This is a genomic window from Spirillospora albida, assembly GCF_000718255.1.
Lineage (GTDB): Bacteria > Actinomycetota > Actinomycetes > Streptosporangiales > Streptosporangiaceae > Spirillospora > Spirillospora albida.
This window is the reverse complement of sequence record NZ_JOFJ01000067.1, coordinates 1-486: the sequence shown is the minus strand read 5'-3', so window position 1 is coordinate 486 and position 486 is coordinate 1. Positions and strand designations below refer to the sequence as shown.

The 486-nt window shown below is 66.9% G+C and carries 1 protein-coding gene; it reads right to left on the bottom strand.

Annotated elements, in window-relative coordinates; genetic code table 11:
- A partial coding sequence (locus tag IE99_RS32865; protein WP_030177533.1) for a flagellin occupies positions 1-486 on the bottom strand: 486 nt, incomplete at both ends.

Genomic DNA, 486 nt, shown 5'->3' with positions numbered 1-486 from the left:
GGCCTGGGCCAGCATGGAGGTGCCGGCCTGGGACAGGATCTGGCTGCGGGTGAAGTTGACCATCTCCTGCGCCATGTCGGTGTCACGGATCCGCGACTCGGAAGCCGACAGGTTCTCGATCGACACGTTCAGGTTGTTGATCGTGTGCTCGAACCGGTTCTGCGTCGCACCCAGCTGCGCACGAACGTCCGACACCTTCGAGATCGCGAAGTCGAGCGTCTCGACGGCCTTCTGCGACACGACGACGTTCTTGCCGATGTTCACAGCGCCGGCGCCGGCGGGGATGTTGGTGGCGTCGACCAGCGAGATCAGACCGTCCGCGGCCTGCAGGGCACCGCCGACGGCACCGTCGGAACCGAGGTCGAGGAGACCCTCACCGGTGAGGGCGCCGACCGTGGCGGTCCGCAGGTCCACCGCGATCCGCTCGTTGGCGTCGTCGCCGTTGGAGCCGACCTGGAAGGTGCCGTTGTAGTTGCCGTCCAGCAG